The sequence below is a fragment of the Vibrio sp. MMH1-50 genome, from assembly GCF_022347645.1.
Taxonomy (GTDB): Bacteria; Pseudomonadota; Gammaproteobacteria; order Enterobacterales; family Vibrionaceae; genus Vibrio; species Vibrio harveyi.
Window position 1 is genome coordinate 228,255 of sequence record NZ_JAKRGG010000002.1, and the last position, 23,115, is coordinate 251,369.

The following is a 23,115-nucleotide window of genomic DNA, read 5'->3' on the forward strand; positions in this document are numbered from 1 at the left end:
CACTGCAATTAAGGGACTCCGCCCTCTTTGAATTGGAACAAACTATCACCACCCATCGCAAGTTGCAACAAATTATTAACCTAAATAATTCGAATAGATAGATACAACAATCAAATGAATATGCAATTTTTAGCAATATATTCTTTTAATGCTGAATATTAGACGTAAAAAAGCCCCTCACAGGAAGGGGCTCTTTTTTGTAAAAATGTTAATTATTACTTAATCAACACCATAAAGTCAGACTTCTGAGCATTCGTATTGACCTTCTCAGAATCAACTTCACTGATCACAAGACCATCGTGATCCACTTTAAGATCGGTCACATCACCATGAGAGAATAGAGAAACAAAGTCATAGCTATTTAGGTTTGCTTCAGCAGACTCCACGACAATAGATTGTGAGTAATCACTGGTAGAAGAAACTTTCAAATCTTGCTTCACACTGTCATCGAATGTGTAGTAGTACAATTCCGGAACAACGACATCACTCTCTAAAGTTGTAAATATCTTGTGTGTTACTCGGTGTAGTGTTCCAGAGTTAGACTCTGCACGATATGCGAGGCGGCTAAAGCCTTTATCTTGGTCATTGAAAGCAAAACCAGTATCAATCGTTGAACCTCTCACCACATGCGCTGCAGGCAGAGCATTTAGGTTGTAGTAAGCGCTTGGATCAATTGAGATATCCCATTTTGCGTCCTGGTACATCTTTTGGTTCAGCACAACTGTCCAACCATTGATCGGTTTTTCAGCTGCAACACTGTAAGTCCAAGTTTCCGTTTTAGGTTCAAGCGGGTGGTAGAACTTCGTCGTTGACATAGGTAACTCTGCAACTTCGTAGTTGTAATCACCAACCAGTACACTGATGTCTAAAGTGTCATATTTAAAAGATGTTGGGTTCAGGATTGGTGAAGAACCAGTCATGCCAACCAACGGCAATGGTGATTCACTTGACCAATCGCGAATACCATATTGGTGCAGTTCTGTTTTCGCTGCGTCCGCATATTGCAGCACGACTGTCGACTCCATCTTCGAACCAATAGCTCTCACATCCAAAGAGTCAATGGAATAAGCAGGCTTAGACTCTTTAGCAACTTGAGATATAAAGTTGTACTCTAAGCCACCAGCTTCTGTTGCCACATAGTTAAGATCGGTTCGGGTAGTCTTATTAAAGTTACCATTTTTGTTACAAGCAGACACCGCCTCTCGATTCATCGAGAACGTTGAGTTTCTAAGGTTATTGTCCTGTAAAAAGTCTCGACTAAAGCTGTTTGCCGTAAATACGGTTCCAGAAGCATCAAGCAACTGATAAGTAAAGTAGCCATCCTCAGGAATGTCTTCTAGAACAAATTTTAAAGTAGTGCCTGATGGGTAGATAAAGTCGCCTTGACGGACACCATTCTTGTCAGAATAGAAACCAACAACCTTATCCCCTGTCAACTGTGCACTTACAGCTGGTTGATAAGTTAATACTTGATTGATGCCATTACCATCTACTCTACGCTCGTAAACAGTACAACTATCTTTTTGTGCGTTTGCTTCACTGATGACATTTGGGGCAGCAAAAGTAAAAGTGAATGTAGTTCTCGGTGTAGAACTGCCACCACCGCCACCGCCGCCGCCACCGCAACCGACCATTAATCCCGAAATGATTGCCACTAGCGGCAGTACTTTAAGCTGTTTCATGTCTTCTTCCTAAACTGAGCGGCAATGGTTAGCCAAAAAATCGTCTTTGCTCGGTACTAAGCAAGAATAAAGCCAGCTTTTAATATCACTCATGAATGATATCAATAAATATCGTTGAGTATTATTTCCGCAAAACCACATCTAATTTTATGCAACTTGTGTAATCGAATTACACACGAAATAACCAAGTTGTTCGCATGCCAGACACTTTCTGTAGTTTTCTTTCACATCTATTCTTAAAGTGATCTAAATCAATCACCCCAAAGGGCTATCTTGTTAGACTCCGCCCCAATGATGAGGAATTTTTTGTGCCTCAACACAACAAGTTATTAGCTATGCTTAGGCACGAGATATTCGTGTGACAAAATCTAATAATAGCTAGCATAGGACGTGCCGCAGGAAGCGGAAAAACACAATTCAATTTAGAATTCATAACTTTTAAATATATGAGGAATCTATGTCAGACGCAGTTAATAAAGCGCACTCTGATTCGGATATTGAGACTAAAAGCTACCGCGAGCTTCATCGTCCATCATCTGAGTTCGCAAGCCGTTCAGACTACCTAGACCACGAACTACAAATTATGAAGCCACGTCGATTTGGCTTGAACTTGCCAGGTCGTGACTTCCGCTTTGAGCTTGAAGACCTTGTTCCAGCACTTGCTGGTACTATCGGTATTATCGCAATGTACTCTGCGGTAATGATGTCTTGGGCTGAAGGTCTTACTGCAGCATGGGACCACGTCAACTTGGGCAAAGATTTTGCTATCGAAGTTGCACGTGTAGAAATGCTTATCCCTGCACTTCTTTTCTGTGTACTTGCTTCTGGTTTTATTAACCCTAAAGCCAACCTTGCAGGTAACCACGGTCCAATGATCCCTCTTATTGGTACCATCGCTCTTGCTGGTGCTCACCCTCTTGCATTGGCAATTCTAATCGGTGTGTTCGGTCTTCTACTGAGTTTCCTAAAAGGCGGCTCCAAACTGGTGAACCTCACCTCGGAAGGTACAGCCGGTGGCTTGCTTATCTTCTTGGGTTTGACTGGTACCATGAGCCAGATTACTTCGATTCAAGAATGGGCCGTTGGTCTGCAATCTTCTACTGTTGAAGCTGGTAGCATGGGCTATGTTGGTCTGATCGTACTGGCAGTCACTATCGCACTATACGCATTCCTTGCAAAAGTGAACAAGCGTTGGCTTGCTATTCCGGTGTGTGCTTTCACTGGTCTTGCAATCGCTTTAGTACTAGGTGCAGGTTTCGATATTAAATTCGTCACTGAAACAGGTCTTCCTAACCTAAACCCTGTTTACTGGTGGGGCAGCACTGAAGAAGGTTGGATGCTAGGTCTTCCTAACATGGAACACTTCATCGCATCTCTACCATTTGCAATCCTTGCCGTGGCAATGTGGTCTCCTGACTTCCTAGGTCACCGTATCTTCCAAGAATTGAACTACCCTAAAAAGACAGAAAAAGTATTGATGGACGTAGATGACACAATGACAATGTGTTCTATCCGTCAGATGGTAGGTACAGCAGTAGGTGGTGGTAACATCACTTCATCTTGGGGTACTTACATGATCCCAGCAGCGATCGCAAAACGCCCTATCCCTGGCGGTGCAATCCTTCTTGGTCTTCTGGTAATGATCATTGCAATCCTTGGTTTCCCAATGGATATCGCAGTATGGCCACCAGTAATGCGTGTTGCTCTTCTTGTAGGTGTATCTCTACCTCTACTTGAAGCAGGTATGCAGATGGTGAAAGACTCGAAAGATTCTCAAGCAGCAGGTATCTGTATCTTTGGTTCTGCAGTCGTTAACCCAGTTCTTGCTTGGGCACTGACTATGCTGCTAGACAACAATGGTCTGATTGGTGATAAGGAGCGCGCTTCTCGTCTATCCTTTGTCGATAAGATTGTGATCCCTGTAGGTGTACTTGTTATCTGTTTAGTCGCTATGCTTGCAGTAGGTATGCTAGAAGGACAATATGGCATTAAAGCTTGGCTATAATGACATTCGTTCAAAAATTGTGTGGGTAGCGCTCGTCGCTACCCAATTTTTATCGAGATTTTTTAGGATTTATTGATTTAGTTTAAGGTTTGCAAAATTTTTTTAGTGTAGCCTTGAATTGTGGTTGGGAAGAACCCACATTGTTAGCAGTGACAATATTTATAGTTTTATGACCCACTCTTTCTTATTTAAGACTATAAATATTGTTATTCATTAAGAGTGTACTGTTCTCCGTTTAACAGTGGAGATAGCTGGCTCAACGGCGAACCAGTACGTATTTTTTTCTACTACAAAGGTAGGTATGTCATGGCAGAGCAATTTGCTAAAGCTTGGGAAGGTTTTGCTGCAGGCGACTGGCAAAACGAAGTAAACGTTCGTGATTTCATTCAGAAGAACTACACTCCGTACGAAGGCGACGAATCTTTCCTAGTTTCTGAAGGTACTGAAGCGACTAACAAGCTTTGGGCTAAGGTAATGGAAGGTATCAAACAAGAGAACGCGACTCACGCTCCTGTTGATTTCGATACTTCAGTTATCTCTACCATCACTGCTCACGATGCAGGCTACATCGAAAAAGACCTAGAAACTATCGTAGGTCTACAAACTGAAGCTCCTCTTAAGCGTGCAATCATCCCTAACGGTGGTATCCGTATGGTTGAAGGTTCTTGCAAAGCTTACGATCGCGAGCTTGACCCACAAGTTAAGAAAATCTTCACAGAATACCGTAAAACGCACAACGCTGGCGTATTCGATATCTACACTCCAGATATCCTAGCATGTCGTAAATCAGGCGTTCTAACTGGTCTTCCAGATGCGTACGGTCGTGGTCGTATCATCGGTGACTACCGTCGTGTTGCTCTATACGGTATCGACCGTCTAATGCAAGACAAGCTAGCTCAATTCAAGTCTCTACAAGAGCGTTTTGAGAACGGTGAAGATCTACAGATGACTATGCAGCTTCGCGAAGAGATTGCTGAGCAGCACCGTGCACTTGGTCAAATGAAAGTTATGGCTGCGAAATACGGCTGTGACATCTCTCGTCCAGCTGAAACTGCACAAGAAGCTATCCAGTGGACTTACTTCGGTTACCTAGCAGCTGTTAAATCTCAAAACGGCGCAGCAATGTCTCTAGGTCGTACTTCTACTTTCCTAGATATCTACATCGAACGTGATATCGCTGAAGGTAAGATCACTGAAGTTGACGCACAGGAAATGATCGACCACTTCGTAATGAAACTACGTATGGTTCGTTTCCTACGTACTCCTGAGTACGATGATCTATTCTCTGGCGACCCAATCTGGGCAACAGAGTCTATGGGTGGTATGGGTCTTGACGGTCGTACGCTAGTTACACGTTCAAACTTCCGTTTCCTAAACTCTCTATACACAATGGGTCCTTCTCCAGAGCCAAACATCACTGTTCTTTGGTCTGAGCAACTACCTGAAGGCTTCAAGAAGTTCTGTGCAAAAGTATCTATCGATACTTCATCAATCCAGTACGAGAACGACGATCTAATGCGTCCAGACTTCGAGTCTGATGATTACGCAATCGCATGTTGTGTATCTCCAATGATCATTGGTAAGCACATGCAATTCTTCGGTGCTCGCGCTAACCTAGCTAAGACTCTTCTATACGTTATCAACGGCGGTGTGGATGAGAAACTGAAGATCCAAGTTGGCCCTCAAATGCCTAAGATCACTGACGAAGTTCTAGACTTCGACGATGTATGGGGCAAACTAGACCACTTCATGGATTGGCTAGCTAAGCAGTACGTGACTGCACTAAACAGCATCCACTTCATGCACGACAAGTACAGCTACGAAGCTGCGCTAATGGCTCTACATGACCGTGACGTTCGCCGTACTATGGCTTGTGGTATCGCAGGTCTATCTGTTGCAGCTGACTCACTATCTGCAATCAAATTCGCGAAAGTTAAACCAGTTCGTGACGAAGATGGCGTAGCAATCGACTTCGAAATCGAAGGCGACTACCCTAAATTCGGTAACAACGATGCTCGCGTAGATGACATCGCTTGTGAACTTGTTGAAGTGTTCATGAACAAGATTCGTCAGCTTAAGACTTACCGTGACGCAATCCCTACTCAGTCTATCCTAACAATCACTTCAAACGTGGTATACGGTAAGAAGACTGGTAACACGCCTGACGGTCGTCGCGCAGGTGCTCCTTTCGCACCAGGTGCTAACCCAATGCACGGTCGTGACGAAAAAGGTGCTGTAGCGTCTCTAACGTCTGTAGGTAAACTACCGTTTGCTCACGCTAAAGATGGTATCTCTTACACGTTCTCTATCGTACCTAACGCTCTAGGTAAAGATGAAGGTTCACAACGTGCTAACCTTGCTGGTCTAATGGATGGTTACTTCCACCATGAATCTGGTATCGAAGGTGGTCAACACCTAAACGTGAACGTTCTTAACCGCGAAACTCTAGAAGACGCTGTTAAGCACCCAGAGAAATACCCTCAGCTAACAATCCGTGTATCTGGTTACGCTGTACGCTTCAACTCTCTAACTGCAGAGCAACAAGCTGACGTAATCGCACGTACATTCACTGAGTCTCTATAAGACTGATTGAATTAGCACTTTAAGTGATAGAACAAAGGTCGATGCTGAAAAGCATCGACCTTTTTTTGTTTCTTGAACTAAAGTTGTGACATTACAAAAGATTTTGTCTGGGATCTTCCGTATGATGCGTAAAAAGCTTGCAAACATACACTATGAAACTCAGTAAATTATTCATCCTTGCGCTGCTATCACCGGCAGCAATCGCATCCACCAAATCCACAGTCTCTTTCACTCTCGATAACGATGGCATTTTTGGCGTTGACCAAGATTATACCAATGGTATTTTTCTCTCTTACGCGACTGAACAATTGCGTGAAGACGCAGAATGGAAGTGGTTTACATTAAATGATTCTAGCCAAAGCAACGTCGATAAGATTGAATTAGTGCTTGGGCATAAAATGTACACGCCAAGTGACATCGAAGCCGACTACCCACTTGTCAACGATCGTCCTTACGCGGGCTACTTACATACTGAAATCAACTATATCTCACTCACCGCTGATAAAGCTGTTCGCTACAATTTCACTATCGGTGCAACGGGTGAGAGCTCACTCTCTGAAAAGGCGCAAGAGCTGGTTCATAGCATTACTGGTTCAACCGATCCACAAGGTTGGGATTACCAAATTGATGACGAGTTAGCGTTTAGCGTCGGCTACCGAGCGTTCAACAAATTGATGCGTAGCGAGGGCAAAACGACACAGTGGGAAATCACCAACGTTAACGATATTAACGCGGGTAATTTCCGAAGTGACGTTTCACAAGGTGTCATGTTTCGTTGGGGTACTAACTTAGCCAACAGCATAGGTGCCGCAAACATCAGCGTTGAAAGTCCATTCCATGCCAGCATGTTAGCTAAGAGCACATCAAGTTGGTTCTTATTCACGGGCTTTGAAGGTCGTTACCGCTTTAACGATATCACTATTGAAGGCGACCGTTCAGGTCTACCAGAGCCATCAGAGCAATATGATGTCACACTACAGAACTGGCAAGCGAGTGCCGTTGCAGGTGCGGCTTGGTACAACCAAAACTATGGCGCAAGCTTAACATTTACAGTGAAAACGCCAGACTATGAGGAAGCCCAAACTGACGTTTACGGTACAGGCTCTTTGTCTTTGTTCGCCTTCTTCTAAAGAAATCTCCCCATACGGCGTGTGAGTTTTCATTCGCCGTTGTCTTTGCTCAATATCTCGCCAACGAAAGCCCACTTAGACTGTTTTAACCCTGCAATTTGTAATAAAATAACGGTCAGAATTTATTAAAAATGAGAGCAAAAGATGTCAACAACTGGTCGTATTCACTCGTTTGAGTCATGTGGTACCGTAGACGGACCTGGTATCCGTTTTATCGTCTTCTTGCAGGGTTGCTTAATGCGTTGTAAGTATTGCCATAACCGCGATACATGGGACACGCATGATGGCAAGGAAGTTACGGTTGAAGAGATTATTGCTGAAGCAAAAACTTACCGTCACTTCATGAACGCATCAGGTGGTGGCATTACTTGTTCCGGTGGTGAAGCGATGCTTCAGCCTGAGTTCGTTCGTGACTTCTTCCGCGCTGCTCAAGCAGAAGGCATTCACACTTGTTTGGATACTAACGGCTACATCCGTAAACACACCGACGTGATCGATGAAGTGTTGGATGCGACTGACCTAGTCATGCTTGACCTAAAACACATGAAAGATGAGATTCACCAAGACTTCATTGGTGTGTCTAACCGTCGTGTTTTAGACTTTGCTCGTTATCTACATAAAATTGGTCAAAAGACTTGGATTCGTTATGTGGTTGTTCCTGGCTACACGGACGAACCAGAAGCCGCTCATATGCTTGGTGAATTCATTAAAGATATGGATAACATTGAAAAAGTAGAGCTTCTGCCATACCACAAACTTGGCGCACACAAATGGGAGGCGCTTGGTGTTGAATATCCTCTTGATGGTGTAAATCCTCCATCTAAAGAAACTATGGACGAAATCCAGTCAATTCTTTCCCAATACCACTCAAATGTGAAATACTAAGTAGCATTAGGTTATTGAATAGATTAAAAATACCAGCAACTTGCTGGTATTTTTTTACCTATACGTAGGTATATGTGTCTAACGGACCAGCAGGTCTTGTGCCCTATCCAACTCATATTAGACGTATTAGGAATACGAAACCGTAAGTAAAGCTCACAGGAAAAGCGTTGGGATAACACATGGATTGGTTTAATTTTGTTTCGATCATCATTATTTTCTGGGTCGTCGTCGTTTATTGTCTCCCCGATTGGCGAAGAGTCGTTTGGCCTAAAATGGAACAAGAAAAGCCATTCCAACATTTAGTCTTCGCGACACTTTTCTTGATTAGCGTTTTGTGGTCTGCCCAAGCAGGGGTGAAAGAAGGGTTACAAATTCATTTCCTTGCTTTAACCACGCTAACTATGATGTATGGTTGGCGCATGGCTTTTCTATTTTGCATCCCTGCGATGGTCGTCAACCACTTGATTCATGACATATCGTTGTTGATGTTGCCAAGCGCGCTAGTGCTCTCTGCACTGATTCCAATACTTATCAGTTACAGCATCTTTCTTCTGAGCTACCAGTACTTACCACGTAACATCTTCGTTTTCATTTTTGTGGCAGGATTCTTCAATGGTGCACTTACCGGCAGCCTCCACTTGCTGATCAATTCTTTTTACCACCTATCTGTGGGTCACTATGATTGGCAAACCATCCAGCACAATTACTTTGTGTTTGTTCCGTTACTCGCTTTCCCTGAAGGTCTTCTTAATGGAATGGCTTTAGCGGTACTGACCGTTTTTAAGCCTGAGTGGCTGAGAGTTTTTTCAGACCGTGACTACATATACAACCATTATCACAAATAAGTTGTAACGCCCCATTCATACTGCATTTGTAAACTGGTTAAATTCGATAATTCTTGCCATTTTTCATATTAAATATGTGTTGAGATCATGTTTCACCTTCATCCGAAACGTTAACCTAAGCACATTAAAAATGTATTAGATTATTTAGTGAGGTCACCATGGAAATGTCAAACGCTCAACGTTTGATCCTATCAAACCAGTACAACCTAATGTCTCAACTTGATCCTAACAACGCAGCAAAATACAAGCGTCTACAGACTATTGTAGAGCGTGGTTACGAGCTACAAATGCGCGAGTTGAACAAAGATTTTGGCTGCATTACAGAAACCGAGTGTCGTGAAATCATCGATATCATGGAGATGTACCACGCAATGCAAGAATCAAACAAAATGCTGGATGACGAAGAGCGCGGTAAATTCGACCAGCGTCGCCTTCAGTTCCTTGGCTTTGATATTGCGACAGAAGCACAACAAGTACACTATGTGCGCTTCCTAGTGGATTCAGAAGGTCTTTACCCTCAATTTGATAAAGCTGATCACCACTTCAATAGCCAAATGCCAATGTTAGACAAATACCGCCGCATGCTAAAAACCTGGCGCAACTGTCCTCGTCAATACCACCTATGTGCAAACGAGCTAGCACAAATCTTTAGTGCATAATTCAGCAAGTATTTGAAAAGGAGGGCAAAGGCTCTCCTTTTTTCTTTTCCCCTGTCACAAGTCAAGCTCATTCTATCAGCACAGTTTTATCTTTCATTCTCTAGACTTGTATACGAATCACTAATATCAGTGATTCAAAGCCAAATATCTGATTTCTATCACTCCTATTCACAACATAAATTTTTCAATCTCCAAACAGTGATTCAAATGTCACTTTTGCAATAAATTCATAATTGTTAAGCAAAATTGGAAATCCCCGACTAGGCTTAAAATGAGAAAGGGAGTGATTGAAAGGTACCTATCCATCGTTCTCCGTTGCAGTGAAAAAGTGTCCATAAAGCAAAGTCTTTGGTGTTGTCTAGCTTACTTCCAGTACAAACCAAACGTGATAACAGGACGTATAACTTCATACAACGAAGGGCATATCAAAGGTGGATAAGCCTGCGTCAACGTTCGTCGGTAGACTGACTAGTTAAAGGGGAAAGCGACATGAGTATTTTCGACCACTATCAATCAAGATATGAAGCTGCAAAAGATGAAGAGATGTCGTTACAGGATTTCTTAGCCCTGTGTAAAGACGACAAAAGCGCTTACGCTAATGCTGCAGAACGCCTACTGATGGCTATCGGAGAGCCAGAAATCATTGATACTGCTCAAGATCCAAGACTGAGCCGTATATTCTCGAACCGAGTCATCTCACGTTATGAAACCTTCAAAGACTTCTATGGCATGGAAGATGCGATTGAGCAGATTGTTTCTTATCTCAAACATGCCGCACAAGGTTTGGAAGAGCGTAAACAAATTCTGTACTTACTCGGTCCTGTTGGTGGTGGTAAGTCATCACTTGCCGAAAAGCTAAAAGCCCTAATGGAAAAAATGCCCGTTTATGTGCTTAGTGCGAACGGCGAACGAAGCCCAGTTAACGATCACCCTTTCTGTCTGTTCAATCCGACAGAAGATGGCGAGATCTTGAAGAAAGAATACGGCATCGAACATCGTTACCTACGATCTATCATGTCACCGTGGGCAGCAAAACGTCTGCATGAATTTGGTGGTGATATCACCAAGTTCAAAGTGCTGAAAGTACGCCCTTCCATCCTCGACCAAGTGGCTATTGCTAAAACCGAGCCAGGCGATGAAAACAACCAAGACATTTCGTCCCTCGTTGGTAAAGTCGATATTCGTCAGTTAGAGCATTACTCACAAGACGACCCAGATGCCTACAGTTACTCTGGCGCGCTGTGTAAAGCGAACCAAGGTTTGATGGAATTCGTAGAGATGTTCAAGGCGCCAATCAAGGTGCTACACCCTCTATTAACCGCAACTCAAGAAGGTAACTTTAATGGTACCGAGGGACTGTCTGCGATTCCATTCGACGGTATGATTCTGGCTCACTCGAACGAATCTGAGTGGCAAACCTTCCGCAACAATAAGAACAATGAGGCGTTCTTAGACCGTGTGTACATAGTGAAAGTACCTTACTGCTTACGTGTGTCGGAAGAAGTGAAGATCTACCAGAAACTGCTTGAAAACAGTGAGCTTTCTAAAGCACCTTGCTCACCAAGTACGCTCGAAACTCTGGCACAATTTAGTATTCTTTCGCGACTTAAAGAGCCTGAGAACTCGTCCATCTTCTCTAAGATGCGAGTGTACGATGGTGAAACACTGAAAGACACCGATCCGAAAGCGAAGAGCTACCAAGAGTACCGTGACTACGCAGGCGTTGACGAGGGTATGAACGGTCTATCAACTCGTTTCGCCTTCAAAATCCTATCTCGCGTGTTCAACTTCGACCAAACGGAAGTGGCGGCCAACCCTGTTCACCTGTTCTATGTTATTGAACAGCAAGTAGAACGTGAGCAGTTCCCTTCAGAAATGGCAGAGAAGTACCTTGAATTCTTGAAAGGCTATCTAGTGCCTCGTTATGTCGAGTTCATTGGTAAAGAAGTTCAAACGGCATACCTAGAGTCTTACTCTGAGTACGGTCAGAACATCTTCGACCGTTACGTCACCTATGCAGACTTCTGGATCCAAGACCAAGAATATCGCGATCCAGAAACAGGCCAACTGTTCGACCGTGCTTCTCTAAATGCTGAATTAGAGAAGATCGAGAAAACAGCGGGCATCTCTAACCCGAAAGATTTCCGAAACGAAATCGTAAACTTTGTGCTTCGTGCGAAAGCCAATAACAATGGTCAAAACCCAGTTTGGACCAGCTACGAAAAACTGCGCACGGTAATCGAGAAAAAAATGTTCTCCAATACCGAAGAGCTGCTTCCGGTTATCTCATTCAATGCGAAAACGTCTTCTGAAGATCAGAAGAAACACGACGACTTTGTCGCTCGCATGATGGAAAAAGGCTACACCGAGAAACAGGTTCGCCTACTTTCTGAGTGGTACCTACGAGTACGTAAGTCATCCTAACCAGTTTGAGTTAGGTCGCTTGTGAAACATGAAGAGGGCTATTTCATGGCGCAATTTATAGACCGAAGGCTCAATGGCAAGAACAAGAGCGCTGTTAATCGACAGCGCTTCTTGAAGCGCCATAAAGAGCAGATTAAAGAGTCGGTAGCTGACGCAGTGAATCGACGCTCGATCACGAACACGGAAACGGGCGAAGACGTCGCAATACCGCACAAAGACATTAACGAACCTATGTTTCATCAGGGTAAAGGGGGTGTACGTGACCGTGTGCACCCTGGCAACGACCAATTTATCACGGGTGATAAAATTGAACGTCCGAAAGGTGGAGGTCAAGGCGGCGGAGCTGGTGAAGGCAATGCTAGCCCCGACGGCGAAGGTCAAGACGAGTTCGTTTTCCAAATTTCAAAAGATGAATATCTCGACATCTTATTTGAAGATTTAGAGCTACCAAATCTCGAGAAAAACCAAATTGCCAAAATCACAGAGTGGAAGACCCATCGCGCGGGTTATCAAACCGCGGGTATTCCATCCAACATTGCCGTCGTTCGCTCGTTACAACAATCTCTGGCGCGACGCACCGCAATGACAGCAGGTAAAAAACGTCTTCTTAACGAGCTAGAGGATGAACTAACTCGCATCAAGAACATTGAGCCTGCACAACAGCTCGAAGAAAATCGCTTGAAGAAGGAAATCGAAGAGTTACGTAAGAAAATCGAAAGCGTACCCTTCATTGATACCTTCGACTTACGTTTCAAGAACTATGAGAAGCGCCCTGTGCCATCGAGCCAAGCGGTCATGTTCTGTCTAATGGACGTATCCGGTTCTATGGATCAAGCCACCAAAGACATTGCAAAACGCTTCTATGTGCTTTTGTATCTTTTCTTAACTCGCACGTATGAGAATGTTGAAGTGGTCTTCATTCGCCACCACACCCAAGCGAAAGAAGTCGACGAGCACGAGTTTTTCTATTCGCAAGAAACGGGGGGCACTATCGTATCGAGCGCGCTCAAGCTGATGAATGAGATCGTTCAAGACCGCTACCCTGTGGGTCAATGGAACATCTACGCGGCTCAGGCATCCGATGGCGATAACTGGGCAGACGACTCACCCCGTTGTCGTGACCTACTCGTCAATAAGTTACTGCCAAATTGTCAGTACTATTCATACATCGAGATCACTAGACGTTCCCATCAAACGCTGTGGCATGAGTATGAAAAGCTTTCCGAAGCCTTTCCAAACTTCGCTATGAAAAACATCCGCTCTGTGGAGGATATCTTCCCAGTCTTCCGTGAACTATTCCAAAAAGAAAATGCGTAAGGAGGCTAGCGATGAATACCGCAACGACAAACCTTTCGGGGGAAGCCTCGAAGAAACGTAGAGATAATATGCTGCCAGATGGTCCAGACTGGACATTTGAACTGCTGGAGCGTTACCACAAGGAAATCAAGCGTGTCGCGGAGCATTATCGTCTCGACACCTACCCTAACCAAATCGAAGTCATCACCTCAGAGCAAATGATGGACGCATACTCAAGCATCGGTATGCCCATCAACTACAACCACTGGTCATTTGGTAAAAAGTTCATCCAAACAGAGCAGAACTATAAGCACGGTCAAATGGGTCTAGCTTACGAGATCGTCATTAACTCAAACCCATGCATCGCTTACCTGATGGAAGAGAACACCATCACTATGCAGGCACTGGTTATTGCTCACGCATGCTATGGGCACAACTCGTTCTTTAAAGGCAATTACCTGTTCCAAACTTGGACCGATGCCAGCTCTATCATCGATTATCTATTGTTTGCGAAGAACTACATTGCGGAATGTGAAGAGCGTTATGGTGTGCACGAAGTCGAGCAGCTTCTAGACTCTTGCCATGCACTTATGAATTTCGGCGTTGACCGTTATAAACGTCCTGAAAAGATTTCAATTAACGAGGAGAAAGCGCGTCAGGAAGAGCGTGAAGCTTACCTGCAATCGCAAGTGAACGAGTTATGGCGTACCGTTCCACAATCGAAAACAAAAGAAGAAGACATTAAAGTCCGTTTCCCTAGCGAGCCACAAGAGAACCTGCTCTACTTCTTTGAAAAACATGCTCCTCTGCTTGAGCCATGGCAACGTGAGATTGTGCGTATCGTGCGTAAGGTAAGCCAATACTTCTATCCTCAAAAACAAACTCAGGTCATGAACGAAGGCTGGGCAACATTCTGGCACTACACCATTCTTAATCACCTTTATGATGAGGGTTTGGTGTCTGAGAAATTCATTCTCGAATTTCTACACAGCCACACTAGTGTGGTTGCACAGCCACCATATAACAGCCCTTACTTTAGTGGTATCAACCCTTATGCGCTTGGTTTTGCGATGTTCCGCGATATCAAACGTATCTGTGAAGAACCAACAGACGAGGACAAAGAGTGGTTCCCTGAACTAGCAGGAACAGACTGGTTAGACGCGGTTCACTTTGCCATGCATAACTTCAAGGATGAAAGCTTTATTAGCCAATACTTATCACCGAAGCTCATGCGTGATTTCAAGTTGTTTGCCATCAATGACGATGATCGTAAAAACTTCATCGAAGTTGCCGCCATTCACGATGAGATGGGTTACCGACGCATTCGTGAAACGCTAGCTGCGCAATATAACTTGGCGAATTTAGAGCCAAATATTCAGGTGTTTAACGTAGATGTCCGCGGTGACCGCTCATTAACGCTGCAATATGTCCCCCATAACCGCATTCCTTTGGATAACAGTTATGAAGAAGTACTTAAGCATGTATATCGCTTGTGGGGCTTCGACGTGATTTTGGAAGAAGTCAAAGACACCGGACACAGAGAGATCCTCTCAACATGTCCGAAACGCAATCAGTACGACACCAATATCTAACCGATACAGCTTCCAATCTATCGTAGATACAAAAAGGCTCCTCAATGAGGAGCCTTTTCTAATTTTGAAATCAATACCAAGCTTATTGTGCTTGCTTAGCGACAATCGCACGTACTGCTTCTAAATCTTCTGGCGTATCCACACCGGCTGCTGGCGCTTCTTTTGCAACTTCCACATGGATCTTTTCGCCGTACCAAAGTACGCGAAGCTGCTCTAGGCACTCGATTTGTTCAAGTGCACTTGGCTGCCAATTCACATAGGTATTGATAAAACCAGCACGGTAAGCGTAGATGCCGATGTGACGCATCAATGGGTTCGCGATCGTTTTGTCTTGTTTAGCAAAGTTGTCACGATCCCATGGAATCGTTGCTCGGCTAAAATACATGGCATAGCCACGCTCATCCGCGACCACTTTTACCGCATTCGGGTTGAAGACTTCCTCTTCCGATTCGATCTCCACCGCAAGCGTTGCCATGGGCGCATCGCAACCTGCTAAGTTATCAGCCACTTGGCGAATGATAGACGGCGGAATCAATGGTTCATCACCCTGAACATTCACCACAATATGGTCTGCAGGAATCGCCATTTTCTCTACTACTTCGGCTAGTCGCTCAGTGCCAGATTCGTGGTTTGGCGAGGTCATACAAACCTTGCCACCAAACTGCTCTGCTGCCACTGACACTCGCTCATCGTCAGTTGCAATAATCACATCTTCTGCACCCGCTTGTAACGCTTGCTCGTAAACCCATTGGATCATAGGTTTACCACCAATATCTGCCAATGGCTTACCTGGTAAGCGGCTTGACGCATAGCGTGCAGGAATGACAACCGTAAAAGACATTAGCGTCCCTCGTCCATGCTCATGGTTCGAGCTTCTGGCTCAAGCAGAACAGGAATACCCTCTTTTATTGGGTAAGCAAGGCGATCCAATTTGCAGATCAACTCTTGATTATCTTTATCGTACGTCAGCTTACCTTTGCACACAGGGCAAGCTACAATCTCAAGCAGACGGTGATCCATAAGTCGCTTTAACCTCTTTTATTCGATTTAAAATTCGCTCTGCATCGTTTGATTCAAACTGAGCAGAAACAGGCAGATACCACCAATTATCTTGCGCATAGCTGTCACATTTGACGGCATCTTTTTCTGTCATAATCACATTCGCCCCTTGTTGAGCCAATGCGTGCAATTCTTGCTGGTCAAAGTCTTGATGGTCGGCAAAACCCTTCGTTACTTTAACGTCAGCGTTCATCGCATTAAGTGTATTAAAAAATCGTGGCGGATGTCCGATCCCAGCAAATGCAACGAGGTCTTGCAGTTCGCTCACCTCGACTTGCTGTTTTGTCTTTAAATTAACGGCTTTCGATGGCGCTAAAGACATTGGCATTTCGTTTTGCTGAGCTTGACCACCGTTTGTGATAATAAAATCGACGTTAGAAAGACGCTCTACCCCTTCGCGAAGCGGGCCAAGCGGTATAAGGCTTTCATTACCAAAGCGACGATTACCATCAACAATAACAAACTCGATATCTCTCTCAAGCGCGTAATGTTGAAGCCCATCATCCGTAACAATGATATCAACGCCCACTTCTAGTAATGCTTTCACTGCATTAGCACGGACTGGATCCACTGCCACTGGTGCGCCAGTTCTGCGATAGATAAGCTTAGGTTCATCACCACAATGTTTAGCAGGCGTACTATCATCAAGCAATAACGGATATTGCGGCGCTTTTGCGCCATAGCCTCTAGACACCACTCCAGGCTTAAAACCAAGTTGCTGCAATTGCTCTACCAGCCACACCACAACTGGGGTTTTGCCGTTCCCACCAGCAGTAATGTTACCAACAACGACAACAGGTACAGGCGCTTTATACGCTTGTTTTTTTCCAGATTGGTATTGTTGTCGCTTAGACTTACTAATTGCACCGAATAACAGACTAAGTGGCCACAGTAGCGGCCACAGTAAGTACTTGAGAGGATGGTTTTCGAACCAGATTTTTTCAATCACAGCGCTTAAGCACCAAATTGGATTCGGTGAAGTTGGGCATAAGCGCCATCTTTCGCGATTAAATCGGCATGGCTACCACGCTCAACAATTGCACCTTCGTCCACAACCAAAATTTCATCTGCATTCTCTATCGTAGATAGGCGGTGGGCAATCACCAATACGGTTTTGTCTTTCTGTAGCTCATCCAGAGCAGATTGGATGGCACGTTCAGATTCGGTATCTAAAGCAGATGTTGCCTCATCAAGAATAAGAACTGGCGCATCACGTAATAAAGCTCGAGCAATTGCTACACGTTGACGCTGCCCACCAGAAAGGCTTGCACCGTTCTCACCTATCATCGCGTCGAGTCCACCATCCATCTTACTGATGAACTCCATCGCGTGAGCTAGGCTGGCTGCGCGTTCAATGTCTTCACGTGAATACTTGCCTTCTGTTGCGTAAGCAATATTGTTCGCAATCGTATCGTTAAACAGATGCACGTTTTGCGAAACCAGAGCAAACTGCTCACGTAAGTTTTTCAGCTCATAGTCACGGATATCATGACCATCAAGTGAGATAGCACCGCCACTTACATCGTAGAAACGGTTAAACAAATTCGCAATGGTACTCTTACCTGAACCTGAGCGCCCCACTAAGGCAACTGTTTTGCCTCGTGGAATATCAAAGCTGACATTTTCCAATGCAGGCTTTTCAGAACCTTCATAGGTAAAGCTTACATCTTTCACTGCAACGTCGCCTTTTGCTCGCTCGACAGTGAATTTGCCTTCGTTCTTTTCTGTATCCAAATCCACAAGAGCGAACAAGGTTTGGCTCGCCGCCATACCACGTTGGAACTGTGACGTTACGTTTGTTAGTGCTTTCAATGGACGCATCAAACCAAACATCGCAGAGAATACAACAGTAAATGTACCCGGCGTTAACTGGTCTTTAATTGAGTCAATACTTGCAAGATAAAGCACCACAACAATAGCAATAGACGCAATCATCTGGATGATTGGGTTTGCCGCTGCTTGAGCTGTCACCAACTTCATGCTTTGTTGGCGCATTTGGTTACTTACTTTCTCGAAGCGTTTACCTTCGATATCTTGGCCGCCATAACTCAGTACTACTTTGTGACCTTTCAGCATTTGCTCTGCAGAGGCAGTCACATTGCCCATCATCGTCTGCATGTTTCTCGAGATCTTTCTGAATCGCTTAGAAACAACGCTAATACCAAAAGCAACAACAGGTGCAACAGCAAACAAAACCAAAGACAATTGCCAGCTGTTATAGAACATCAGAACCAACAAACCAATGATGCTTGCACCTTCACGCACAATGCTAACTAGCGCAGAACTAGTCGCCGCTGAAACTTGTTCAGAGTCATAAGTAATTCGAGAAAGTAGATTGCCTGTTTTTTCTTTATCGAAATAAGAAACAGGCATATGCATAAAATGATTAAACACCATGCGGCGAATTTGCATTACCACGTTACCGGATACCCAGCTCAAACAATAAGTGGAAACAAATCCACTTACGCCACGAATAAACATCATGGCAAAGACAATAAGCGGGAGTGTTCGTAAAAAATCTGACTCTGCGTTACCAAACCCCTCGTCGAGCAACGGCTTCAATAGAGAGATCATATAAGTATCAGAGATAGCATTAACAACCAATGCTATAACAGCAACGATCAGACCAGATTTATAAAGACGGATAAATTGCCAAAGACGCTTAAACGTCTGCCAAGTCGTTTCATCAGTATTTGTTGACATAGAAGTGCTTTATTTTCTTACATTAAGACTCTTATTCTACTCCGTTACGCAGCATCTGCCTATACCAAGGGTCAAATGTCTCACTTCGTTTCGTTTCAAAATACCAATTCTCTTGCTCAATAAGGACGCTTATTTGACCGCCATTCCCCGTATCCAGCCATTTCGCATTGGCGTTCTCGTACGCTAGAACCACGTTATTTGCAGGCATTCCCCACTGATTCCCTTTTGCCAGAGATGCGATCGCCAGTTTTGGGGCAATCGCTTCAACAAACTTGGGGTTAGAAGAGCTCTTACTTCCGTGATGCGGGACAATCACAACATCACTTTTTAACTGATCGGGTTTTCTCACCAAGATCCATTCACTAACGGCTTCAATATCGCCCGTTAATAGCAACTTAAAATCCATTTTGGTATCGACAACACGAATCACGCATGAATGTGGGTTATATGCACGTTTAACCAACTTTGGCGGCCAAAGAACTTCAAATTCTAGCGCTTGCCATTTCCATCGTTCCCCTGCAATACAAGGTTGGTAGTTAGCATAGTTTTGGCTACTAAACTTACGAACTGGGGCGAAGTGCCTTTCGATATATGCTCGTCCTCCAGCATGATCTGAGTCGGCGTGACTGACGACAAACATGTCGATAGAACCGAACCCTCTACGATACAAGATAGGAGCAATAACTTGTTCAGCAATACTTCCATAAGCCCATGTTTTACCCGTGTCATATAAAAGCACTTCACCGTCTTTTTCTAGGAGCACTGCAAGTCCATGCCCAACATCTAACACATCAATACGCCAACCATCGGATTTTCGTTCATACCACAACGCCAGACTTGTGATGACCAAGAACAAAACGCCTGAGGTTTCTCGATTTAAAAATCGCATCGAAAGCACACAAACGCCCAATACCAGCACCCACAACGTTGCCTGTGAGCTAAGAGATTGCCAACTCCCCAAAGCAAATGGCAAAGACCAAGTAAGGGGTACAAGCATCCAATCTAACCACTGCCACAGCATGTTCGCCAAGTGCACTGAAAACGGGGTAATGATAAGTGCAACAAACATCAGTGGAACGACAACAAAACCGAACCAAGGGATAAAAATGAGGTTATATAAAATAGAGGAGAGGCTCGTCCCGGCAAAAAACAACCCACTAATCGGAATGATCAACACAGTGAGTACTAACTGAATTTTGAATAAGGTACCTAGTTTCCTAATCCAATTGCCACGGCTATGTTGTACACAATTCACTGCAAATAAAACGGCGATAACAGAGAGATAAGACAGCCAAAAGCTCATAGTGAGTGCAGAAAACGGCTCGATGCACAACTGTATTGCTACAGCAAGGAGCAGCACGCGCCAAGCGCTCCAATAAATCAAAGCAGACTTTAATAACAAGTAAATCAAACATACTGAAAAAGCTCGAGTCGTAGGCAAAGAGAAGTCTGCTAACCATGAATACAAAAAAGCAGTAGCAAGCCCAAACAAGGAAGGTAAAAAGACAAATTTTGGCAAAGCGTACCTAACAACAACCCCAAAGCTCATACCAAAAGCAAACGCCATTCCTATATGTAAACCCGAAATCGAGACCAAATGCAGTAAGCCACTATCACGTAGGAGTTGCCAGTCATATCGAGACAGAAGCGTACGGTCACTAAACGCCAAAGCACGAATAAGAGCGAAGTGTTCAAGCTGAACAATGTGCTTATGAACGACGGCGATAATTTGCGTTCTTAATGATGATCGCTCACGAATAAGCCACGCTGAATCCTTTGAAACGGTCGCCCTTGCCACAATGCCCTTTCCTACTGCCTGCTTTTCGGCGTCATGACCTGCTTCGTTTAAGAGCCCAAAGATGGGTTTAATTGTCACTTCGGTAGTGAACTCACTGTTAACGGCGAGTGGGAAAGGCGTTATCAACCGGATTTTCGGTTTAAAAAAAGGTAACAAGTTTTGAGAATTCACCTGATGGACACGCGCAATTCCTTCATATCCGTGACTTATTTGCGTAAAAGGGCTGTCAACTTTGCCATTTATGGTAATATTCACCCCTGCTTGAAACAGGGCTTGTCTTTGATGCTCCATAACATTGCCGTGGATAATGACAACCATAAAGCCCGAAATTACGCCTATGCTCAATAAGCCACGTCGTAATTTTATTATTGAGCCAGTGGCAATTATTCCCAGCAGCAACCAACGCCAATCTGGTATCGTCGGCCACCATGCAGACGAAATAACGCTCGCTACAAATAAAGCCAAGGTCAAACTTTTTTCTAAGAGAGTCATGTCGTCCTATGCCTAGAAAGCTGATAAAACGCTTCATGCCAGATCATGAAATGATCAAACGCCAAAAAGCACTAAAGGTCTTCGGCAACGTTTTATATAACCCAAACTTGTGGTGTTTAAATCGTCGCTCTGCATCTGGTGCTTTTGCTGTTGGTCTGTTTATGGCGTTTGTCCCGCTTCCGAGTCAGATGATCATGGCGGCAGGTCTTGCCATCATGCTTGGTGTTAACTTGCCTCTATCAGTCGCACTTGTTTGGATCAGTAACCCAATTACCATGCCAGTGCTGTTCTACTTTGCTTACAAGCTTGGTGCCTTGGTCATGCATGTACCACCACAACCATTCCACTTTGAATTGTCGTGGGAATTCATCATGCAGCAAATGAACACCATAGGACCTCCGTTCTTACTTGGCTGCGCGATCTGTGGCGTAGTGTCAGCAATCATTGGTTATTTCGGTATTCGTGGTCTTTGGCGTTATTCAGTCGTGAGAAGCTGGCAAAAGCGTAAAGTACGATAAGCGCTTATTCACCAGTTGGCAGGTTATGGCGCGTTGAATGGAAAACAGTTAACGTTAGAAATGAAAGGTGATGTAACTCAAGTATGAAACGCATCGAGCCAATTAGAGATAGCAACGATATAGATAAAAAGGACCGATAATAATCGGTCCTTTTTTTGTTGTCTGTTATTTGCGAACTGTTCGCTGAGCTTTGTAGATTACTTGGAACTCAATACCGCCGCTGGATTAAGTTTCGCTGCACGGGAGGCTGGGTACCATGTTGCCAACAAACTCAAGATAATCGCCGTAATGGAAACCAAAGCAACATCTGGCCAATGCAATTGCGATGGTAAGAAGTCGACAAAGTAGATATCCCCCGAAAGAAATTGGTGACCAATTAAGGCTTCCAACCCCTTAATAATCGGTGTGAGGTTGAGAGCGACAAGAACGCCAACGACACTACCCGCAAGACTACCAAATACGCCCGAGAATACGCCTTGCCAAACGAAGATACGCTTAATCAAACTGTCTTTTGCACCCATAGTACGAAGAATCGCAATCTCAGCCGCGCGATCTTTAACCGCCATCATCAATGTCGAGACAATATTGAAACACGCGACACCAATCACTAGCACCATTACCAGGTACATAATGGTACGAACAAGTTGGATATCACGGTACAAAAAGCCAAATTGTTGTTGCCAGCTTTTTAGGTAAACATAAACATCAATTCGGCTACCGACTTCACGTACAATTGATGGTGCATTCAACACATCATCCGTTTTCAGCGAAATACCTGTAACGCCATCACCTAAGCGAGCATAGGCTTGAGCATCCTTGAGCGGTACTAGCGCTAATGAATGATCTATTTGACCGTTAAGCGTTAAAAAACCAGCGACTTTGACTCGGACTCGCTTTGGGGCTTGTACCTTATTCGTACTGCCTGATTGCGGGATCATTAAAGTAATATAGTCACCAACATCGACCTTTAACTCATTGGCGACACCACGCCCAAGAATCACTTGCTGTTGACCTGAGTAAAAATTTTGCCACGCCTGTGGGTCAATAAAGTCAGACATACTAGAAACAGCTTGCTCAAAAGCTGGATCCACACCGCGAACTTCTATTGCTTTTAGCTTACTGCCCTTTTCTGCTAACCCCGTAAACCGAACATAAGGTGCGGCAGCAACCACATGCTCATGACTTAGGGCTTGCTTCATGGTTTTGGTATAGTTGTGCAGTGGACCATTCACCCCCTCTAACTCACCATGTGGAATCACAGAAAGCACACGAGACTGTAACTCTCGTTCAAAGCCATTCATCGCAGATAAGCCAATGATGATGACTGCTACGCCAACCGCAATACCGATGGTGGAGGAAAGAGAAATGAACGATACCATCTTGTTACGCTTTTTAGCGCGACTGAAACGTCCACCAATCATCAATGCTAAAGATGAAAACAAAA

The 23,115-nt window shown here is 44.3% G+C and carries 17 protein-coding genes; 10 read left to right on the forward strand and 7 right to left on the reverse strand.

All coding sequences use genetic code 11. The features are described 5' to 3' along the window. Positions 1-215: 215 nt before the first annotated feature. Complete coding sequence (locus MHO32_RS03090) at positions 216-1,682, reverse strand: hypothetical protein (protein WP_053052838.1); 1,467 nt, start codon at positions 1,680-1,682, stop codon at positions 216-218. A gap of 457 nt (positions 1,683-2,139) precedes the next feature. On the opposite strand from MHO32_RS03090, the gene MHO32_RS03095 reads away from it, so the two are divergent. The 9 genes from MHO32_RS03095 (at position 2,140) to MHO32_RS03135 (ending at position 15,101) form a co-directional block, all read left to right on the forward strand. Then, the gene (locus tag MHO32_RS03095; RefSeq protein WP_005446706.1) at positions 2,140-3,687 is read left to right on the forward strand and encodes a DUF3360 family protein; all 1,548 of its coding nucleotides are present in this window, start codon (positions 2,140-2,142) and stop codon (positions 3,685-3,687) included. Positions 3,688-3,993: 306 nt separating this feature from the next. Next, positions 3,994-6,270 carry a formate C-acetyltransferase gene (gene pflB, locus MHO32_RS03100; protein WP_038898170.1) on the forward strand — a complete coding sequence of 759 codons (2,277 nt, stop codon included), beginning with the start codon at positions 3,994-3,996 and terminating at the stop codon, positions 6,268-6,270. A gap of 152 nt (positions 6,271-6,422) precedes the next feature. Beyond that, entirely contained in the window at positions 6,423-7,400 is a 978-nt protein-coding gene (locus MHO32_RS03105; RefSeq protein WP_045487986.1) for a lipid A deacylase LpxR family protein, read from the forward strand. 144 nt (positions 7,401-7,544) lie between these two features. Next, a complete protein-coding gene (gene pflA / locus MHO32_RS03110; RefSeq protein ID WP_005446703.1) occupies positions 7,545-8,285 on the forward strand; it encodes a pyruvate formate lyase 1-activating protein in 741 nt (246 codons plus the stop codon). Between the two features lie 179 nt (positions 8,286-8,464). Then, positions 8,465-9,130 (forward strand): energy-coupling factor ABC transporter permease, encoded by a 666-nt coding sequence (locus tag MHO32_RS03115; protein WP_009698309.1) that lies wholly within the window; start codon positions 8,465-8,467, stop codon positions 9,128-9,130. A 158-nt stretch (positions 9,131-9,288) separates the two neighbouring features. Next, on the forward strand, positions 9,289-9,789 hold the full coding sequence (locus MHO32_RS03120) for a YfbU family protein (RefSeq protein WP_239210635.1): 501 nt from the start codon (positions 9,289-9,291) through the stop codon (positions 9,787-9,789). Positions 9,790-10,278: 489 nt separating this feature from the next. Further along, positions 10,279-12,213, forward strand: coding sequence for a PrkA family serine protein kinase (locus tag MHO32_RS03125; RefSeq protein WP_239210636.1), 1,935 nt, complete (start codon positions 10,279-10,281; stop codon positions 12,211-12,213). A gap of 45 nt (positions 12,214-12,258) precedes the next feature. Next, a complete protein-coding gene (locus MHO32_RS03130) occupies positions 12,259-13,530 on the forward strand; it encodes a YeaH/YhbH family protein (RefSeq protein WP_005446701.1) in 1,272 nt (423 codons plus the stop codon). An 11-nt stretch (positions 13,531-13,541) separates the two neighbouring features. Further along, complete coding sequence (locus tag MHO32_RS03135) at positions 13,542-15,101, forward strand: SpoVR family protein (protein WP_017819023.1); 1,560 nt, start codon at positions 13,542-13,544, stop codon at positions 15,099-15,101. Positions 15,102-15,183: 82 nt separating this feature from the next. Here MHO32_RS03135 and kdsB read toward each other — a convergent pair whose 3' ends face one another. The 5 genes from kdsB to MHO32_RS03160 are packed head-to-tail and all read right to left on the reverse strand — an operon-like array spanning position 15,184 to position 21,153. Beyond that, complete coding sequence (gene kdsB, locus MHO32_RS03140; RefSeq protein WP_005446698.1) at positions 15,184-15,942, reverse strand: 3-deoxy-manno-octulosonate cytidylyltransferase; 759 nt, start codon at positions 15,940-15,942, stop codon at positions 15,184-15,186. Further along, on the reverse strand, positions 15,942-16,121 hold the full coding sequence (locus MHO32_RS03145) for a Trm112 family protein (RefSeq protein ID WP_005378451.1): 180 nt from the start codon (positions 16,119-16,121) through the stop codon (positions 15,942-15,944). The genes kdsB and MHO32_RS03145 overlap by 1 nt, the downstream gene beginning before the upstream one ends. Further along, a complete protein-coding gene (lpxK, locus tag MHO32_RS03150; RefSeq protein WP_009700425.1) occupies positions 16,102-17,109 on the reverse strand; it encodes a tetraacyldisaccharide 4'-kinase in 1,008 nt (335 codons plus the stop codon). Before lpxK ends, MHO32_RS03145 begins: the two co-directional genes overlap by 20 nt. A gap of 5 nt (positions 17,110-17,114) precedes the next feature. Further along, positions 17,115-18,863, reverse strand: coding sequence for a lipid A ABC transporter ATP-binding protein/permease MsbA (gene msbA, locus MHO32_RS03155; RefSeq protein ID WP_239210637.1), 1,749 nt, complete (start codon positions 18,861-18,863; stop codon positions 17,115-17,117). A gap of 31 nt (positions 18,864-18,894) precedes the next feature. Next, positions 18,895-21,153 (reverse strand): DNA internalization-related competence protein ComEC/Rec2, encoded by a 2,259-nt coding sequence (locus MHO32_RS03160; protein WP_239210638.1) that lies wholly within the window; start codon positions 21,151-21,153, stop codon positions 18,895-18,897. 8 nt (positions 21,154-21,161) lie between these two features. On the opposite strand from MHO32_RS03160, the gene MHO32_RS03165 reads away from it, so the two are divergent. Beyond that, positions 21,162-21,671 carry a DUF2062 domain-containing protein gene (locus MHO32_RS03165; protein WP_005446692.1) on the forward strand — a complete coding sequence of 170 codons (510 nt, stop codon included), beginning with the start codon at positions 21,162-21,164 and terminating at the stop codon, positions 21,669-21,671. A gap of 197 nt (positions 21,672-21,868) precedes the next feature. Here MHO32_RS03165 and lolE read toward each other — a convergent pair whose 3' ends face one another. Then, complete coding sequence (gene lolE, locus MHO32_RS03170; RefSeq protein ID WP_009698315.1) at positions 21,869-23,113, reverse strand: lipoprotein-releasing ABC transporter permease subunit LolE; 1,245 nt, start codon at positions 23,111-23,113, stop codon at positions 21,869-21,871. Between the last annotated feature and the right edge of the window lie 2 nt (positions 23,114-23,115).

What these genes read in the sequence shown, in the direction of transcription:
- MHO32_RS03090 (WP_053052838.1), bottom strand. Translation starts at nt 1,682, where the DNA reads ATGAAACAGCTTAAAGTACTGCCGCTAGTGGCAATCATTTCGGGATTA.
- MHO32_RS03095 (WP_005446706.1), top strand. Translation starts at nt 2,140, where the DNA reads ATGTCAGACGCAGTTAATAAAGCGCACTCTGATTCGGATATTGAGACT.
- pflB (WP_038898170.1), top strand. Translation starts at nt 3,994, where the DNA reads ATGGCAGAGCAATTTGCTAAAGCTTGGGAAGGTTTTGCTGCAGGCGAC.
- MHO32_RS03105 (WP_045487986.1), top strand. Translation starts at nt 6,423, where the DNA reads ATGAAACTCAGTAAATTATTCATCCTTGCGCTGCTATCACCGGCAGCA.
- pflA (WP_005446703.1), top strand. Translation starts at nt 7,545, where the DNA reads ATGTCAACAACTGGTCGTATTCACTCGTTTGAGTCATGTGGTACCGTA.
- MHO32_RS03115 (WP_009698309.1), top strand. Translation starts at nt 8,465, where the DNA reads ATGGATTGGTTTAATTTTGTTTCGATCATCATTATTTTCTGGGTCGTC.
- MHO32_RS03120 (WP_239210635.1), top strand. Translation starts at nt 9,289, where the DNA reads ATGGAAATGTCAAACGCTCAACGTTTGATCCTATCAAACCAGTACAAC.
- MHO32_RS03125 (WP_239210636.1), top strand. Translation starts at nt 10,279, where the DNA reads ATGAGTATTTTCGACCACTATCAATCAAGATATGAAGCTGCAAAAGAT.
- MHO32_RS03130 (WP_005446701.1), top strand. Translation starts at nt 12,259, where the DNA reads ATGGCGCAATTTATAGACCGAAGGCTCAATGGCAAGAACAAGAGCGCT.
- MHO32_RS03135 (WP_017819023.1), top strand. Translation starts at nt 13,542, where the DNA reads ATGAATACCGCAACGACAAACCTTTCGGGGGAAGCCTCGAAGAAACGT.
- kdsB (WP_005446698.1), bottom strand. Translation starts at nt 15,942, where the DNA reads ATGTCTTTTACGGTTGTCATTCCTGCACGCTATGCGTCAAGCCGCTTA.
- MHO32_RS03145 (WP_005378451.1), bottom strand. Translation starts at nt 16,121, where the DNA reads ATGGATCACCGTCTGCTTGAGATTGTAGCTTGCCCTGTGTGCAAAGGT.
- msbA (WP_239210637.1), bottom strand. Translation starts at nt 18,863, where the DNA reads ATGTCAACAAATACTGATGAAACGACTTGGCAGACGTTTAAGCGTCTT.
- MHO32_RS03160 (WP_239210638.1), bottom strand. Translation starts at nt 21,153, where the DNA reads ATGACTCTCTTAGAAAAAAGTTTGACCTTGGCTTTATTTGTAGCGAGC.
- MHO32_RS03165 (WP_005446692.1), top strand. Translation starts at nt 21,162, where the DNA reads ATGCCTAGAAAGCTGATAAAACGCTTCATGCCAGATCATGAAATGATC.